At 61.9% G+C, this 15,325-nt stretch carries 12 protein-coding genes, 1 tRNA gene and 1 pseudogene; 8 read left to right on the top strand and 6 right to left on the bottom strand.

All coding sequences use genetic code 11. The features are described from left to right. The first annotated feature begins 38 nt into the window (after positions 1-38). The gene (locus C477_RS21390) at positions 39-1,640 is read left to right on the top strand and encodes a bacterio-opsin activator domain-containing protein (protein ID WP_008896661.1); all 1,602 of its coding nucleotides are present in this window, start codon (positions 39-41) and stop codon (positions 1,638-1,640) included. Next, on the top strand, positions 1,637-2,815 hold the full coding sequence (locus C477_RS21385; protein WP_008896660.1) for a sensor histidine kinase: 1,179 nt from the start codon (positions 1,637-1,639) through the stop codon (positions 2,813-2,815). The genes C477_RS21390 and C477_RS21385 overlap by 4 nt, the downstream gene beginning before the upstream one ends. 16 nt (positions 2,816-2,831) lie before the next feature. On the opposite strand, the gene C477_RS21380 is transcribed toward C477_RS21385, so the two are convergent. Continuing rightward, positions 2,832-3,404, bottom strand: coding sequence for a response regulator (locus C477_RS21380; protein ID WP_008896659.1), 573 nt, complete (start codon positions 3,402-3,404; stop codon positions 2,832-2,834). Between the two features lie 142 nt (positions 3,405-3,546). Between C477_RS21380 and C477_RS21375 the strand changes: the two genes are divergently transcribed. Both C477_RS21375 and C477_RS21370 read left to right on the top strand, forming a co-directional pair. Further along, on the top strand, positions 3,547-5,271 hold the full coding sequence (locus C477_RS21375; RefSeq protein WP_008896658.1) for a sensor histidine kinase: 1,725 nt from the start codon (positions 3,547-3,549) through the stop codon (positions 5,269-5,271). A gap of 35 nt (positions 5,272-5,306) precedes the next feature. After that, the gene (locus tag C477_RS21370) at positions 5,307-7,208 is read left to right on the top strand and encodes an ABC transporter substrate-binding protein (protein WP_008896657.1); all 1,902 of its coding nucleotides are present in this window, start codon (positions 5,307-5,309) and stop codon (positions 7,206-7,208) included. Between the two features lie 99 nt (positions 7,209-7,307). Here C477_RS21370 and C477_RS21365 read toward each other — a convergent pair whose 3' ends face one another. The 3 genes from C477_RS21365 to C477_RS21355 all read right to left on the bottom strand — a co-directional run bounded on the left by C477_RS21365 (position 7,308) and on the right by C477_RS21355 (position 9,528). Beyond that, the gene (locus C477_RS21365; protein ID WP_008896656.1) at positions 7,308-7,847 is read right to left on the bottom strand and encodes a hypothetical protein; all 540 of its coding nucleotides are present in this window, start codon (positions 7,845-7,847) and stop codon (positions 7,308-7,310) included. Between the two features lie 183 nt (positions 7,848-8,030). Next, positions 8,031-8,735, bottom strand: coding sequence for a hypothetical protein (locus C477_RS21360; RefSeq protein WP_239641914.1), 705 nt, complete (start codon positions 8,733-8,735; stop codon positions 8,031-8,033). Between the two features lie 169 nt (positions 8,736-8,904). Continuing rightward, on the bottom strand, positions 8,905-9,528 hold the full coding sequence (locus tag C477_RS21355; protein WP_049914753.1) for a curlin: 624 nt from the start codon (positions 9,526-9,528) through the stop codon (positions 8,905-8,907). Between the two features lie 360 nt (positions 9,529-9,888). Between C477_RS21355 and C477_RS23740 the strand changes: the two genes are divergently transcribed. Continuing rightward, positions 9,889-10,836 carry a DUF6414 family protein gene (locus C477_RS23740; protein WP_160168032.1) on the top strand — a complete coding sequence of 316 codons (948 nt, stop codon included), beginning with the start codon at positions 9,889-9,891 and terminating at the stop codon, positions 10,834-10,836. Positions 10,837-10,984: 148 nt separating this feature from the next. Beyond that, entirely contained in the window at positions 10,985-11,134 is a 150-nt protein-coding gene (locus C477_RS24655) for a tyrosine-type recombinase/integrase (protein ID WP_239641920.1), read from the top strand. A 70-nt stretch (positions 11,135-11,204) separates the two neighbouring features. On the opposite strand, the gene C477_RS23735 is transcribed toward C477_RS24655, so the two are convergent. Further along, positions 11,205-11,879: a hypothetical protein gene (locus C477_RS23735; protein WP_152423371.1), complete on the bottom strand. Its 675-nt coding sequence runs from the start codon at positions 11,877-11,879 to the stop codon at positions 11,205-11,207. 375 nt (positions 11,880-12,254) lie between these two features. Between C477_RS23735 and C477_RS21350 the strand changes: the two are divergent. Then, positions 12,255-13,243, top strand: a pseudogene (locus C477_RS21350) (tyrosine-type recombinase/integrase). Between the two features lie 206 nt (positions 13,244-13,449). On the opposite strand, the gene C477_RS21345 reads toward C477_RS21350, so the two are convergent. Then, positions 13,450-13,521, bottom strand: a tRNA-Ala gene (locus C477_RS21345). Positions 13,522-13,672: 151 nt separating this feature from the next. On the opposite strand from C477_RS21345, the gene C477_RS21340 reads away from it, so the two are divergent. Further along, positions 13,673-15,271, top strand: a complete 1,599-nt coding sequence (locus C477_RS21340; RefSeq protein WP_008896653.1) for a class I adenylate-forming enzyme family protein — start codon at positions 13,673-13,675, stop codon at positions 15,269-15,271. Positions 15,272-15,325: the final 54 nt, after the last annotated feature.

The raw sequence follows: 15,325 nt of genomic DNA, 5'->3' as shown, positions 1-15,325 counted from the left end.
TGGAAAGATTCACGTACAACAGTGTGCTATTGACTAGCATGGGTGAGGTCCTCGACGGGGTCACCGACGGCGTGCTCGTCGTCGACACCGACTGGCAGATTACGACGGCTAACGCTGTCGCGGCGGACCTGCTCGAGCGAGAGCGCGACACCCTCGTCGGGACCGATATCAGGGACGTGTTCCCGCGATCGTTCGCGGCGACGTTTCACGAGCACTTCGGCGGCGACGATCCGGAGCCAGCCGAGATTTCCTTCGAGGAGTACTTCCCGGAGCTAGATGTCTGGCTTCGCGTTCGGACGACGACGATCGGAGAGCGGGTCACGGTCTACTATCGAGACGTCACCGACCGGAAAGCCCTCGAGGGCGACCTCGAGGATCGGGAGGCGGAGCTGGCTCGTCTCGAGCGGATTAACAACATCGTCCAGAAGATCATTCGGGACCTCGTCGGGGCCACGACCCGGGAGGAAGTCGAGGAACTGGTCTGTGAGCGGCTCGCGGAGACCGACCTGTACGAATTCACGGTGATCGGCGAGCGGGAGATGACGGGCGAGCGGCTCGTCTGTCGAACCGCGGCCGGCGAGCACGACGGGATTCTCGATCTCATCGTCGAGAGCGGTGCCGACGCCGACGGCTCGAGGGGGCCGGAGTACGCGACGCTAGAGACGGGGGAAACGCGAGTCGTCCGCCACCTCGTGGACGACGAGTCGGTTCCGGAGCCGGTCCGCCGAGAGGCGTTCGCTCGCGGATTGCAGTCGAGCGTCGTCGTTCCGCTCCGGTACGGGGACACCACCTACGGGGTGTTGAGCGTCTACGCACTCGATCCGGACGCCTTCAGCGAGCGCGAACGGGAGAGCCTGGAAACGCTCGGCGTGACCACCGGGTTCGTCATCAACGCGACTCGCCAGCGCAATCTGTTGCTCTCGGATACGGTCATCGAACTCACGTTCCGTATCGCCGACGCCTTCTTCGCGACGGCGTCCGCGCGACTCGATTGCGAACTCGCGGTCGAAGGCATCGTCCCGTTAGACGCTGCATCGTTACTCTGTTACGTTCGCGTCGACGGTGCCGAACCCGATGCGCTCCGCGAGCTGGCCGACGATCGATCCGACGTCGACGCCGGTCGCGTGATCCACGAGTCCGCGACCGAGACCGGCGGCTTCACCGAGGTTACGGTGTCCGGACGGTCGCCGATCGTCACGTTAGCCACGTACGGCGCAACCGTCAGAACGGCGGAGTTCGATCGCGGAACCGGCCTGATCGTCGCGGAAGTAGCGCCCAGCAGCGACATCCGAGAAGTCGTCGAGGCTGTCGGCGAGCGGTTTCCCAGATCGGAACTACTGTCGAAACTCGACCGCGAACGACCGATCGAAACGGTCCAGGAGTTCCGGAGCGGGCTCCGCGACCGCCTGACCGACCGCCAGCGAAACGCCCTCCAGATGGCGTACTACGGCGGGTACTTCGAATCGCCGCGAGACAGCACCGCCGAGGAGCTCGCCGAGACGCTCGGAATCAGTTCGCCGACGCTTCACTATCATCTGCGAGCGGGGCAGCGGAAACTCCTCGACGCCTTCTTCGACGACGACGCGGAGCACGAACGGCCGGTTGCGGTCGACGACCGCCAACCGAGGCGAAACGAATGACCGGTCGCAGCAACCGGCGGGACGGGTGCCCCTTCGAACGGCGACGCGACGACCTGCCCGCCCCGCTCGTCGCCGACGGCGGACCGACGCGATGCCTCTTTCGGCGTTTCCCCGACCCGCTCCTCTACTACGAGGTGGAAGGTGGAACCGCCGTAGTGCGCGCGGTCAATCCCGCGTTCGAGACGGCCTTCGAGGTCGGCGAAGCGGCGATCAGGGACGCTCCCCTCCGTGAACGCCTGCTTCCCGGGCCGACCGACCGTGACTCCGGTCCGCGCTGGGAACTGGCGACCGCCGCGGGAAACGCGACGCGACCGTCCGAGGGAGACGAACCGGACGCAGACGCGACCGGAGCGGCGGTCCTCGAACGACTCGACGCGGGCGAACGCGTCACCGTCGGGATTCGCCGCGGAGCCGACGACGAGCGGCGGTACTTCCGTCTCGAGGCCATCCCGTCTCCGGACGAGGACGGAGACGGGGGTGGGGACGCCGGCGGCTACGTCGTCTACACGACCGTGACGGAGTTACGCCGGCGCGTCGACCGCGTGACGACGCGCGCCGACCGGCTCGAGCGAGTCGTCGCCGTCGCGGCGCACGATCTCAGAAACCCGCTGGAGGTTGCGAAGATCCGCCTCGAGGCGGCTCGCGATACGGGCGAGGACGTTCACTTCGAGAAAGTCGAGGGTGCGCTCGATCGGATCGAGCGGCTGATCCGGGACGCGCTCTCGGTCGGCGGGACGGAGGTCGAACCGAGCGGTAGCGTGGCCGTCGGCGATATCGCCGAAACGGCGTGGGAAACCGTCGAAACGGCCGATGCCGCGCTCGGTCTCGAGGACGACCTCCCGACGCTTCAGGCCGACGCCGAGAGGCTCCAGCGGGTCTTCGAGAACGTGTTCCGAAACGCGGTCGAACACGGCGGTCGGGACGCGACCGTGACGGTCGGCGGCCTGGACGGCGGGTTCTACGTCGCCGACGACGGGCCGGGCGTTCCCCCCGCGGAGCGCGAGCGAGTGTTCGAACCCGGTTACTCGAGCGGAGACGGTACCACCGGATTGGGACTGGCTATCGTCCGCCAACTCGTCGAAGACCACGGCTGGAACGTGACGCTCACGGCCGGCGATGCCGGGGGCGCGCGCTTCGAGTTCCGCGGGGCCGAGACCGACGAGAGAGCGCCATAGACGGCCGCCGTGACGGCTACCCTTCGCCCCGATTGATCGCGGTGAACGTCTCGACCATTCGCTCGAAATCCTCCCGCGGCACCTCCAGCCCCTCGCGAAGTTTCGCGACCCGACGTTGCATGCGGACGTACTCGCTCGACTCCTCGAGCTGTTCGGGCGTGTGTTCGGCTTCGAGCACCGAGAGTTTCGCCGTGAGGCTGAAGAACTCCGAGAGCGGGTCGTCGTACGACGCGGCGGTCGCCTGTTGTTCGACCGCCGCGAAGAGATCGTCCTTCTCGATCGGCTTACACAGGTAGTCGTCGAACGGCATATCGACGATATCGAACCCGGGATTCACGGCCGTTACCATGATGACCTGGCAGTCGTGTCCCCGATCGCGGATCTCCGTTAACACCTTGTCGCCGGAGAACGGCATCCGTCGATCCAGCAGTACCACGTCGACGGTGTCGTCCATCTCCTGGAGGCACTCCTCGCCCCCGTACGCCGTCCGGACGTCGTCGTACCGCCGCCGAAGACGGAGCGCGTACGCGTCCGCCACCTCGCGCTCGTCGTCGACGACGAGCAGTGTCGGGTTCTGATCGTGACCCATGTTAACGAATGTCCTAGAGAGGTTCGCCTGTGACCGAGTTATAGCTTTCGTGCGCGGCCGGTCGCGGGTGTCCGACGACGTTCGTTGCGTGCGCTTAAGTGCGCGTACCGAGTACTTTGTTAATTGTTACCACGAATCAGTGATGAGAGTCCGATTACGAACGAAATTCGTCGTCATCCTCGTCGTGATCACGCTCGTGCTGAGCGGGACGGTTCACTGGACGCTCGAGTCGTACAAACGCGACGTCGTCGACGACGAACAACGGCGAACCGACGAGACGGCCTCGTTGGTCGCCGAGCAGATCGACGAAACGATCTGGGAACACCGAGATCGGATCGGGTTGGTCGCGTCGCGGCCCGAGGCCCGGCAGTTCGATCGGAGCGGCCCGTTCCTCGACGCGTTTCTCGACAACTCTCGATTCTACTCGGCGCAACTCGTCGACGCCAACGGAACGGTCGTCGATTTCCGCGGCTCCGTTACGGCAGGGACGAGACGCTCGGTGATCGGATCCGACCGAAGCGAAACGCCGTACGTGGAGCGGGCGCTTCGGGGCGAAACGTACGTGAGCGACGTCGAATACGCCGAGCGAGCCGACAGGCCCGTTCTCGTGTTCAGCGCGCCCATCCTGGACGGCTCGGGGGTTCGGGGCGTCCTCGTGGGAGCCATGTACCTCGATCGGCAGACGATCTTCGACGCGATCCCGCCGCTCGAGACGAGTTCGCAGACGGTCACTATCGTTGGAGACGGGGTGGTTCTCAACGAGAACGAGCGGACGTTCGACGAGGGGATCGAAAGCTCCTCGACCGTCGAGTCGACCGGGTGGGAGGTCACGGTCACTCGAGATCGGACGCTGCTAGCGGATCGATTGGATCGGTTAGCCGCGCTCCAGACGCTGGTGCTGGTCATCGTGGTGCTCGTCATGGTCGGGTTCGGGTACTGGCAGTACGCCGTGAGCCTCCGCCAGACCGAGCGGTTACTCGACGGATTCGACCGACTCGGCGAGGGCGACTACGACAGTACGGTGTCGCTGCGCGGCGGCGCCGAGTGGGAACGGATGAGCGACGGCTTCAACGAATTGGCGGCGACGCTGCGAGCGCGCGAGTCGGAACTCCGAGAGCGGCGGCAGCGCCTCGACGTCCTCTATCGCGTGTTGCAGCACAATATCCGCAACCGAATGAGCATCGTTCTGAATTACGCGGATCTCATCACCGACGAGGCCGCGGACGAAACGGTCGTCGGCGCGGCGGAGACGATCCACCGGACCGGGCGAGACATCACGGGCTTGAGTCGGAAGGCGCGACAGATGAAAAACGCGCTCGAGGCCGATCCCGATCGGAGGCCCGTCGACGTGGCCTCGCTCGCGGCCGACGCGGTCGCGGAGCTTCGCGAGGAATATCCCGACGTTACCGTGACCGCGTCGCTGCCGGACGAGGCGTGGGCGATGGCGCTTCCCTCAGTGCGGCTGGCAGTCGAGAACGTCTGCGAGAACGCCTGCGAACACAACGACAGCGCCGACCCGCGCGTCGAAATAGCGGTGACCGCGACGGGCCCCGAACCGGACGTCGACCGCGATCCGGCCGACGAGAACGGCGGGCGAGTTCGCATCGAGGTGGCGGACAACGGCCCCGGAATTCCGGAACAGGATCGCGCCGCGATCGATGAGGGGCGCGAGACGGCGCTCGAGCACGGGAGCGGGCTCGGCCTCTGGCTGACCTACTGGGTGGTCGATAACTCCGGCGGAACGCTCCGGTTCGACGACAACGACCCGCGCGGGTCGATCGTGATCATCGACCTCCCGCGAGCGGCGCCCCGACGCGGCGACGCGAACGCCCCGGACCCGTCGAGCCGCGTCGATGATCGTCCCTGACAACGACTTTCATACTCCGTTCCGTACCTCTATCTATGCCACTGGGTACCACAGTCAGCGGGGACGGGATCGATCCCGGCGGCGACGCAGTGGCCAGACGACGGCTTCTGAAGGCGGTCGGGGTCGGAACGACGGTCGGCATCGCCGGCTGCGGGCGCGACGGCGGTAACGAGGACGAAGACGGAGACGACGACAGCGGCGACGTGGAGTTGATCGGACCCGACGGAACGCAAGTGGAACTGGTACTCGCGTGTATCGAGGGGAACGACGCGGTGGAGACAGCCGCGGAGATCATCGCGGCGGAGGTCGCGGATCTCGGCGTCGCGGTCTCCCTCGAGCGCGTCAGCTACGATCGGCTCCTCCGGCAGTACGTGCGAAACCGGTACCTCGGCGACGGCGACCCCGAGTGGACTGCGGGACCGAACAACGCCGGACCGCGCGAGGAGACCGCGAGCGAATCGGCCTGGGACCTCATGTTCGGGGTGGCGTTCAACACGTATCCGCGAACGCCCGCCGCGATCGACGCGTTCTGGCTCGAGCGGGCGCCGACCAACTACTACGGGTACGTTCCCGAGGCCGACATCGAGTCGCGGCTCGAAGCGTTCCGTACGACGACCGATCCGGACGAGCGGCGAGCGCCGATCGCGGAGGTCCTCGGCGCGTTGAGCGAGGAGCAGCCGGTGAATTTCCTCGCGATGTCGGACGACGTTATCGGGTACCGACGCTCGGTTCGCGGTCCGGTCGAAGCCTACGGGGGGAACTGGGACCGCGCGACCTGGTACGTGGGCGAGGACAGGAACGGGAACGGAAACGAGGGCGGACCCACCGCCTCCGACGAGTGGGTCTGGGGCGTGGAAGGCGAGGCCGAAGGGTTGTACTTTCCCGAGCGCACCGACAGCAGGGCCACCGCGCGGATCGGCCTGACCTTGGACGGCGCCTACGACGTCGACGAAAATGACACCGTCCGACCGCTGTGGATGGACATCACCGACGCCGGCAGCGGCCAAGTATACGTCTGCGAACTCCGGGACACCCTCCGGTGGGGCGACGACTACGGCCGGATGACCGCCGACGACTGGGTGTACCAGATCGAGAACGTCCACACCATCGACGGCGGGCGTGACCACCCCTGGAACGAGCCCACCCCGCCCTCGAACCGAGTTGACGATTGGGCGGCGGTCGAAAACGTCGAGCGAACGGGCGAGTTCGAGTTCCAGCTCGAACTCGAGTCGGTCAACCCCGACTTTCCGCTGGAACCGGTTCTCTGGGGATCGTACTGCGCGCCGAAGGAACTCTACGAGGCGCACGTTCCCGACGCCGACGCGCTCCGCGCGAGCGACGCGTTCGCCGAACTCAGCTTCACGGGGAACCTCGGCCCGTACACGCTCGAGCGATGGGATCGCACGCGGGAGTTCGTCACTGTGCGCAACGAGGAGTACTACATGCGCGAACACGCCGATGACGACGATATGGACGACGCGTGGCGCGACGCGCCGTATTTCGAACGCTACCGCTACCGAGTGATCGGGGACCGAGCGGATCGTCTCGAGGCGCTCGCGGACGGGGAGCTCACGGCGACGTCGGTCCCGCCAGAGCGCTACGCGGATATTCGAGGGACTGAGGCCGTCGAGATCTACGAGATTCCGCAGCCGTTCCTGACGATCGTCGCGTACAATCAACGCGCAAATGGGTGGGCGGAACTGCGGACCCGCGAGGTCCGACAGGCCCTCTCCATGGCCGTCGAGAAACCGGCGATCACCGAGGACGCGTTCCGCGGACTCGCCGAGTGGACCCACACGTTCCAGCCGCGGTGGTCGAGTTGGTACGACGACTCGCAAATTACGCCGTTCGGGGTCGACGAGTCGTACAACAAGGACCGGGCCCGCGAGTTGCTCGCGGAACACACGACCTCCGGGTACGAGTACGAGCCCGCGTAGAGATCGCGATCGAACGCGACGCCGGCGACGCGAGGTCCGGAACCGCAGCACTCGAGTCCGCGTCGAGACCGCGGCGGACGTCATCGCGGAGACGGAGGCCTACTCGAGGTCGATCGGACTGCTCTCGATCTCGTCTGTGACCACGGCCGATTCCGTTTCCGATCCGAGCCGGGGAACGAACAGCCCCATCGTCAGCATCCCGTCCTCGATCTCGGCTCCGGAGAAATCGATCTCTCGAGTGCGAAACTGCATCGTAACGACGTACCGATTCGCGTTCGCGTTCACGTCCGTGCGTTCGAAGCTGGCCATTACGTCTGGCGTGGCGACGCCGTCCTCGGACGTTCGTTCGACGGTCGCGTCGTCGATCGCGGTCGAGTCCGTTTCCGAGAGACCGAACTGGTCGCGGTGTCCGAGAACGATCTGACTCGGCACCTCCCGGAGGTGCGTCGCGAGCGCCGCCGAGACGCGCACGCGAGCGGTGACGGTCTCCGCGGTCAGCTCCGTGATCTCGAAGTCGAATCGCTCCCCGGTCCGAGCGCTGGTTCGTGCGGTGAGCAGCGTCGCCCCGCTAAGGAGCGTCGCGACCGCTTTGAGGACGCTGCGTTTCGAAACCGAATCGGACGTGTCGTGTTCGAACATTGGTCGTCGGTCGTCAGTCGCCGGTCGTCGGCGGGCGACTGTTGCGCTTTCAGCGGGGAGCGATAGCGGGCGCCTCGGAAACGATCGCCCTGAAAAATGCGAATTTTCGGGGCCGAAGCGCTACCTGGGGAGAGAGCGCCGTCGGGATCACACCGCGTGCGCGGCGGGATGCCGACCGGTCGCTCACGAGTCCGACGAGTCGCTCGAGCACGGCTCCGCTGCCGGCGAGCGCTCGTCGCCTGCGGTCCGACCGCAGTCTCGGATCGCCACGATCGGGTCGTCGGCGTCGTCGGTCGACGCGAGCGCGACGATCAGCTCGTCTCCGATCGGTACCGTCGCGTTCCCCGTCACGGTTCCGCTCACGGTGCCGGTCGACGCACCCGTCGGCGAGACGTCGACTGACGACACCCGAGCCGTGTACGCGACGGCGTCGGGCGCCGTAAACCGGACGGCGCTCTCGTTGCAGTCGACGGCTATCGACGGCCCGTCGGTCGTCTCCGTTCGCGGTTCTTCGACGCACTGTGCTACGGCCGACGTGATCGGCTCCCCGGTCAACGCGTCAGTGACGAACGCGTATACGATGTCGGCGTCGTCTACCGTAACCGTCGCGTTCCCCGCGAGCGGGGCCCGTTTCGCGGTGCTCGTGCTGGTCCCCGACGGACCCACGTTCACGACGCTGAGTCCGTACTCGGCGTCGTCGGGTGCGGTAACCAGCACGGCGCTCTCGTCACAGTCGATCTCGACGGTTACGTTCACGTCGTCAGCAGCCTCCGCGTCCGTCGCGCCGCTCGTCGGGTCGTCCGCGGGACCGGTCCCCGCTGCCGGCAGCCCCAGCACGGTCCCTCCTGCGACGGCGAGTAGCAGCAGGACGGCTGTGGCTCCGGGCATCAGACGACGAATCGAATCACCGATGCGAGTCGGCTCGTCTTCGGTCGCTGTCGCTTTCGTCTTCTTCGTCATCGGGGGTCTCTCGGTCGATAGTCCGGACGCTCCCCTCGAGACGGGCTCTCGGTCGCGGTGCTTCGCGAGTTCGCTACGGGGAGCGTCGGCTATCGGATTAGCGCTGATCGATGACGGCGGTGTTCTCCTGATCGACGTCGGCGTTGTTGTGCTTGCCGTCCTGGTCGACGGTGGCGGTGTTGCGCTGGTCGACGCTGGCGTCGTTGTTCTTGCCGTCCTGGTCGACGATCGCCTTGTTGCGCTGGTCGACGTCGGCGTCGTTATTCTTGCCGTCCTGATCGACGAGCGCCTCGTTGCGCTGGGTCACGTCAGCGTTGTTGTTCTTGCCGTCCTGATCGACGAGCGCCTTGTTGCGCTGGTCGACGTCGGCGTCGTTGTTCTTGCCGTCCTGGAAGACGCCTGCTTTGTTGCGCTGATCGACGTCGGCGTCGTTGTACTTGCCGTCCTGGAAGACGCCTGCTTTGTTGCGCTGGTCGACGTCAGCGTCGTTGTACTTGCCGTCCTGGAAGACGCCTGCTTTGTTGCGCTGGTCGACGTCAGCGTCGTTTCCGAAACCGTTCTGGAAGACGTCGGCGGCGTTGGACTGATCGACGTCGGCGTCGTTACAGTAGTCGGTGTACGTACAATCGCTCGGGGATGCGAGCGCACTGCCGCTCGCCAGGGCACCGACGAGTGCCACGGCGAACACCAGTGCAACCGTAATGCGTAGGGTTCGTTTCATGGTCGTCTCTTCGGAGTTCCGTCGAACTCCACGTGGATCCAGACCCGCATCGTTCGAAGAACCGGGCTCTCAATAGTCGAAGCGACGGTCGCGTGGGTACCCCTAGATACTGAGCATCGTCACCTCGAGCGCCGGTTGTGGTATTGAGGGCCGCGTTCCTCGAACGGAAGGGTTCCTTGGTCACGGTGGTGGCAGAGCGCTGAACGAACACATGACAGACAATTCGGCTCCAGACGGAACGTACTCTATCTGTCACCTACAGTTTGTCGCTGACTTTTCCAAAAGATAAAAGAGAATCAACTATCTGGTTATGCGGCCTCCTACCACAGGTATCTTAACATACTAATCATTAGTAGAAATATGACCACTTCAAGTGAACGAGTTCCCGGCTTTGTGTATCTAGACATGGATCGAGTAAAATCTATCTCGGCTAGATTAGATCAGGGATATGTGCAAGAGCGAATAGAAGCAGAAAGTGAATCAGAACAAGAGACTGAAAGGATAATGGGCCGAGTTCGAGGTTTCCTCTTCGGACCTGGAGGTGGGGTTAGTTCATCGGTTAAAGGAGAACAGATGACAACTGAAGGGTCAACCTCACGAACTGAAGATAATAAGGCACTTCACCACTACCATTTCACCTTGCTCGAAGAATGGTTAGAAGGATACGAAGATGACTGGTTCCATGATATCAATGACCTAAACGAACAAGAGATACAGGCTGCCCTTCAAAGAGATATATGTGAAGGAGACATCATCCGAATTAATATAGAACTACAACTTCGAGATTTCCAGTCTAGCTTTGAACTTCTAAACGGATTTTTAGATTCAGCAGATGATTTGGAGCGTTTCATCGGTCAAATAAGCGAGATAGAGGGAGGCGATATGATGGACGAGTCTGATGTTGAAGAATGGAAAGAATTGAGGGATGCTCAACAAATGTTTGAGACACTCGGCCCTTTGTTTGAAATGTTTGAAAACGTTTTGCCACAGGCGTACAGTGAGATGGTTGTTGGTAAGGCGCCTATTGGAGGAGACACGAATATGGATTTTTGGGCATTGCTTCAGGAGGAGAAATTGGAAACAGAACCAGTTGAGCTGATCGCGAAATATCAAAACAATTCCATACCTAGTGCTACAATAATTGCTAGGGTAGACACCATTACTGAACCGCCAACTGATGATCCAGTCGAAGAAGATGATTCTGATCTAGGTGATATGCTACAAGTGATTGGGGATCTTGGTAAAGACTTTGGATTTAAAGTTTCATATCCAGATGTGGCTATCTCCCCGATTGCAGTGTATCGCTAAATACCGTCCTACGTGAGGTATGTGTTTAGATCTCGCGACGACTATCCGAACGGTCGACGACGTGCGCGACGCACCGTCCAACTCGTCGCCCGTTAAGATTACAAGTACACGGTCACTCTGACGGTGGGTTCGCTCAACGGTCAACCGCCTGTATGACGAGACGGAAGATGCCGGATGGGACCATCTCGGCTTCCACGATCTTCGACGGACTTGGGCGACCGCGCTCGCTTCTGCTGATGTCGATCCGCATCTAGTGTGCGACTGGGGTGACTGGAACGATCTCGAGACGTTTTTTTAAGCATTATCGAGGAAGCTACAGCCCCGAGGCTCAGAAACGATAACGAGAGAAGGTCAATTGGTTGTAATAGTTACTCAGCAGATTCTACTTCAATACTTACTTCACTAGGAGCAGGATCTGAAAAGTTCCTATCAAATTTGAAAGATTCAGTTGCTCCAGCCTCTATTATCGGTTCAGCATATTTGACAACATTATCACCATCCATCAATCGAATTTCTACCGCTCCTCTTCCACCCTCATTTTTGACCTCAACGCTGATTTCAGCGCTCCAGATCCGGAATCCGTATCCCCCATATTCGTCTCGTCCTTCCGAAGTGACTGATATTTTCTTCCGTTCCCCTGAACTGAAGTACCGTGTCCGTTCTGTTTCTGGTACTGGGTGACTATTGGGTCCATATACGTTGTCGTTCGGATTATCTAACCAAACCATCATCGTACTAATATCACCACCATCTCCTGTATTTTCTATTTCAACTGTGAATTCGTATGTGTTACCTGTTTGGTGATGATTGCTAATTGAGGCCGCACGCGGCTCAGGATAATATCGGTTAACAACGTGAGGAGCGGGTAATTCACTTTTCTTATTGTCGCTAGATTGCTCTCCATCATTGGTTAGTTGTTCGTCATCGTTTTCATTCGAATTATTGGTTATTTGCTCTTCATTATCATTTCCCAGACAGCCTGCAAAGGTAGACAGTAATACTGTTCCTGCGCTACCTACCACAGTTCGACGTTCAATCTTCATGATGAACTAGAACTACAATAATATGACTTGTTTCCTTCGACATCTGAAAGTCAACTGAATTGAGGTGACGGGTAGAATCGATTCTCAACGTCGAGTTCCCAGCGAGATATTCTTGACCTTCATAAGTAATCTCGTACATATTGCTGTTCTCAAATATCGGAGCAACTAACCCAACCTGAGAATGTAACTGACATCGCTCTTCAACCTGCCCGCGTGAAGCAGTAAGATTGATTGTCCGAGATATATGCCGCAGTGTCGACCACGAATCATCTGCCAGATGCTCAAGAATTCGCTCGTCAAGCGTACACATCCAGCAGGCGGGTTTCGGTTCATTACGATTCAGAGGTTCCAATTGCGGTCGGGCCGTCCCTTGGGCTGACCTCACCACGCGAGGCGGTGGAACTCTACGTCTCGCACCGTGAACTCGAGATCAGCAAGAAAACCCTCCAGAACCACAAGTACCGGCTGGACGCGTTCGTCGAGTGGTGTACTAAGGAGGGAATCGACAACCTCAACGATCTCACCGGCCGCGGCCTGCATCGCTACCGCGTTTGGCGACAGCAGGACGTGAACATCGTCACGCTGGGCGGCCAGCCCGCGACGTTGCGCGTCTTCCTCGAGTTCTGCGCGTCGATCGACGCTGTCGAACCGGGGATGCGCGAGTGCGTGAAGCTCCCCGATGTCGACCGCAGCGAGGAAGCGCGCGACGAACTGCTTGACGACGATCGCGCGAAGAAGATCATCGGCTACCTCGAGCGGTACAAGCACGCGAGCCGCGAGCACGTTATCATGGCGATCCTCTGGCACACGGGATTCGCCTTGGGAGTCTACGAGCGGTCGACCTCGAGGACTACGAGCCAGACGAGCAGTGCTTCTGGCTGCGACACCGTCCCGATACCGAGACGCCGCTGAAGAAGCAGGAGCCAGCGGAGCGGCCGATCGCGCTCGACGACTACTACTGCGACGTCCTTGACGAGTACATCCGGTTCCACCGGCACGATGTCGTGGACGAGCACGGACGAGAACCGCTCGTGACGAGCCGCAAGGGCCGGCTGAGCTCCGGGCAGATTCGGTCGGAGGTATACCGACTCACACAGCCCTGTATGATCAAGGATTGCCCGCACGGCCGCGAGCCATCGGACTGCGAAGCGACCGAGTACGGACACTACTCAAGGAGTCCCAGTAGCCTCTCGCCGCACACGATTCGGCGTGGAGCGATCACCTACCCACTCCGCGAGGACATCCCCGAGAAGATCCTCAGCGACCGCTGCGATGTCTCTTCGGACATCCTCGAGCGCCACTACGACAGACGCACCGACCGCGAAAAGATGGAACAGCGACGCGACTTCATCGAAGACCTCTAGCCAATACCAAGATCATGATAATTCCGCGCGAAACTGCATATAGTCGACTCTCGGTAGCTGTAAGAATGGCTCTAAAGTGCTGAAAAGAGCACTCAAAAGATCTGAAGAGCCAAATTTCGAGTGGACTCGCCGGGAGTCACGCGAGCGAAGCGAGTGTGACTACGGAGAGTCCATTGACTGGAGAGAACGAAGTGAGCGGAAGGAAATGGACTCGCCGGGATTTGAACCCGGGGCCTCTCCCATGCCAAGGGAGTGATCTACCTCTGATCTACGAGCCCTCGTACGCATCTCTTCGTTTTCTGCGGGAATAGATAAACCCCTCGAATTTCTCGAGCCACCCCACGCATTAGCACACCACCCCGGCACTCGCTGGGAGGCGGGGGTAAACATTTGGCCCATAGCGTGGTCGGTGGTAACGGGTACCATAGAATGAAACAGGAGATGCTCACCACGGACTTCCTCGAGCGGGCGGTCGACAGCTACGGCGACGTCACCGGCGTCGTCGCCCACGACGGGACCGAGTACACCTACGAGGAGGTCAACGACCGCGTGAATCAGCTCGCACACGCCCTCGAGGAGCGCGGCGTCGAACAGGGGGATCGCGTGGCCTTGCTCGCGCCGAACACGCACTACTTCATCGAGACGCTGTACGCGACGAACAAGCTCGGCGCCGTGTTCGTCCCGCTGAACTATCGGCTGGCCGCGGGCGAGTATCAGTACATCCTCGAGGACTGCGCGGCGAATACGATCGTCGCGGACGACGACTACGCCGAGAAGATCGAGGCGATCCGCGATGGGGTGCCGGCGGAGACGTTCGTGGGCTATCGAGCCGACGAGATCAAGGGCCACTGGGAGGACTACGAGGACCTCCTCGAGGGCCAGCCCACCGAGGAACCCGACCGTCCCGAGATCAGCGAGGACGACGACGCCAGCATCAACTACACCTCGGGGACGACGGGCAATCCGAAGGGCGTCGTCCGCACCCACCGTACCGAGCACTGGCACGCGCTGGTGCTCAACCAGCACATGGAGATCCGGGACGACGACACCTATCTCTGGACGCTGCCGATGTTCCACTGCAACGGCTGGGGCCACACGTACGCGATCACGGGCACCGGCGGGACCCACGTCTGCCAGCGCACCTTCGACGCCGAAGGCGTCTTCGAGCGCGTGCGCGAGCACGACGTCTCGTTCATGTGCGGCGCGCCGACGGTGCTGAACAACCTCATCCAATACCACGAGGAACATCCCGACCTCGAGACCACCGGCGACCGCGACGTTCGAATTGCGACCGCGGGCTCGGCCCCCGCGACGGCCACCATCGAGACCGTCGAGGACGAGTTCGGCTGGCGGATCATCCACATCTACGGGCTGACCGAGACCGCGCCGATCATCACGACGAGCAACTCGCCGCGCCGACTCGCCGAGCGCGGCCGCGAACTCAAGGTCAAACAGGGTAGCCAGACCCTCTGTACCGACGTCCGGGTCGTCGACGAGGACGGCGAAGAGGTCCCCCGCGACGGCGAGACCATCGGCGAGATCGTCGTCCGGGGCAACCAGGTGATGGACCGCTACCTCGAGAAGCCCGACGCGACCGAGCAGGCCTTCTCCGAGCGCCTCGAGGGCTACTTCCACACCGGGGACCTCGCGACCATCGACGAGGACGGGATGGTCGCGATCCAGGACCGCAAGAAGGACATCATCATCTCCGGCGGCGAGAACATCTCGAGCATCGAAGTCGAGGACGTCCTCTACGACCACCCCGACGTCGGGAAGGCCGCGGTCATCCCCGTCCCCAGCGAGGAGTGGGGCGAGACGCCGAAGGCGCTGGTCGTCCCGCGCAGCGACGCCGAGCCGACCGAGGACGAGATCCTCGAGTTCGTCGGCGAACACCTCGCGGGCTACAAGAAGCCCTCAAGCGTCGACTTCGTCGAGGACCTCCCCGAGACCGCGACCGGCAAGGTCCAGAAGTACGAACTCCGCGAGGAGTACTGGGACGAAGAAGAGACGCGCGTGGGACAGCAATAATCGATCGGTCGCTCTGCTGTGATCGGATAATCGACCGCGATCGGATCCCTCTCT

The organism is Haloterrigena salina JCM 13891 (assembly GCF_000337495.1).
GTDB lineage: Archaea > Halobacteriota > Halobacteria > Halobacteriales > Natrialbaceae > Haloterrigena > Haloterrigena salina.
This window is presented reverse-complemented; position numbering and strand designations above follow the sequence as displayed.